4 protein-coding genes are annotated in these 1,824 nt (G+C 63.4%); all 4 read right to left on the reverse strand.

Annotation, left to right across the window (positions count from 1 at the left end):
* Positions 1 to 86: 86 nt before the first annotated feature.
* Positions 87 to 482, reverse strand: a complete 396-nt coding sequence (locus ACKVEX_RS16455; protein ID WP_473216823.1) for a hypothetical protein — start codon at positions 480 to 482, stop codon at positions 87 to 89.
* Positions 483 to 552: 70 nt separating this feature from the next.
* Positions 553 to 900, reverse strand: a complete 348-nt coding sequence (locus ACKVEX_RS16460) for a HepT-like ribonuclease domain-containing protein (protein ID WP_473216824.1) — start codon at positions 898 to 900, stop codon at positions 553 to 555.
* Positions 890 to 1,198, reverse strand: a complete 309-nt coding sequence (locus tag ACKVEX_RS16465; protein ID WP_473216825.1) for a nucleotidyltransferase family protein — start codon at positions 1,196 to 1,198, stop codon at positions 890 to 892. Before ACKVEX_RS16465 ends, ACKVEX_RS16460 begins: the two co-directional genes overlap by 11 nt.
* Before the next feature lie 466 nt (positions 1,199 to 1,664).
* Positions 1,665 to 1,824, reverse strand: a 160-nt coding sequence (locus ACKVEX_RS16470; RefSeq protein WP_473216826.1) for a DUF4351 domain-containing protein, incomplete at its 5' end; no start/stop codon positions are given.

Below are 1,824 nucleotides of genomic sequence, written 5' to 3' on the forward strand. Positions count from 1 at the left end.
ACAGCGCAAATGACAGAGAGATAAACGAACACCCACTTTGTTTCGCGGCTTGCGCCGCTGCTACAGGGGGGAGTTGCGCGGGGGTGTCAGCGACCGGCACATTGGAGCAACCGGGCCTCGATGAGCGCGGGCGAAAAGCGCTGGCTGCGGGTGTCGAAATAGAACAGACAGACGGCGGCGGCGAGCACGGCCCACAGCAGCCAGCGCATGAGCGTGGCGGCCTGGTCCGCGCCCAGCAGCATGAACACCGCGACGCTGACGACCGCGACCACGCCCAGCACCACCCCGACCCCGGCCGGATACGACAGGCGCCTGAGCACCGGCTGCAGCAGATAGAGCAGCAACACCGCCAGAAACAGCGGCAGCTCGATGACGCCGGCCATCACCAGCAGCGCCGCCGGCACCGTGTGCACATCCGCCTCGCGCACCAGCACGGTGGCCACCGCCAGCAGGTTGACCAGCAGCAACACGCGCAGCAGCACGCCGAGGTTGCGGAAGTCGGGGAGCTTGCGGGTGACGGGGGGTGGGGTGGGGTGTGGTTGGGGTGGGGTTTCAAGGGGGTGAGTCGCGCTGTATCGAGGACATCGTCTGCCGCAATGCGGGTAGTTTGTCCTCGACCACACCCCAAACCAGCTTGTCGTCGACTGTGGCATAGCCGTGAATCAGGGCGTTGCGGAATGCAACGATTCTTGGCAGCTCAGCTATTTGACTGGCAGTGTCCGGATCTCGACGCGACAGTCCATTCAACGCCTCGCCGATGATCTCGAGCTGCCTTTCGACCGCCGATTTGAGCATCGCGTCTTGCTCATAATCCTGCAGGGTCTTGCCATTGATGAATCGTCCGATCAGGTCGATCGCGTTTTGCACGTCCCAAGCGTACTTCAAGGTTTCAGGCTTCATAAAGCTTTGCGCGCGTGTTGAGCACCTCCGCGCGGAAGTATGGGTTCCTCAGTGCATCCAAAGTGATCAGATCGATCTTGCGACCCAGCAGGCTCTCTAGCCGTTCATGCAGCGTGAGCCATGCCTCGGCATAATCGGGCGCAGCCTTGTCGCCTATCGTAACGAGAAAATCGAGGTCGCTGTCGGCCGCATCGAAGTCGTCACGCGTGACAGACCCGAACACGTCGAGCCGCTGCACCCCCACCGCACGGCACAGTTCGGTGATCTGTTCACGCTTTGCATCGATGATCGGATTCATGGGATGGGTCTCGGCTGCCACGGCGTGCGCGTGCGGGATGGATGCACACTGGCGTCAGATTGCAGATTGGGTAGCTGATTCAAGTGTACTACGGTTCCCGACTGACGCCATCGCACCACTGTCGGTGCCGGCGATTCTCAGCGAAACCGATCTTGAGGGCTGGGGTGACGCCGTGCTCGAGGCCGGGAGTCTGGCCGAGGTATTCGACGACTCGAGCGCAGGCCGCCGACCGGGAATTGTGGCAATAGCCGCAGCCATCGAGGGTCGCAGGAAATTCGGGTCTGTCCCCTAGTTCCCTACCGCCAGCAGATTGACCAGCAGCAACACGCGCGGCAGCACGCCGAGGTTGCGGAAGTCGGGGAGGAAGCCGCGAATCGGCGGTGGGGTTGCGGAGCCGCTGGATTCGCGGCTGCCGCCGCTCCCACCGCGGGGAAGGGAACGGTGCGTGATGGAGATCGCGCGGAAGTCAGCCCTCGCTGAAAACCTCGTCCAGACTGCCGGCGTCCAGGATCCGTTCGGACCAGCGCTCCAGCTCTTCGAGCGTGCCCTGCTCCAACCGCGACCGTGTCGCGTCATCGAGCGGGCCGAAACGGCGGGTCAGCAGACGCGCAAGAACGGCGACCTCG

The sequence above is a fragment of the Denitraticella aggregata genome (assembly GCF_048158365.1).
Taxonomy (GTDB): domain Bacteria; phylum Pseudomonadota; class Gammaproteobacteria; order Burkholderiales; family Rhodocyclaceae; genus Azoarcus_F.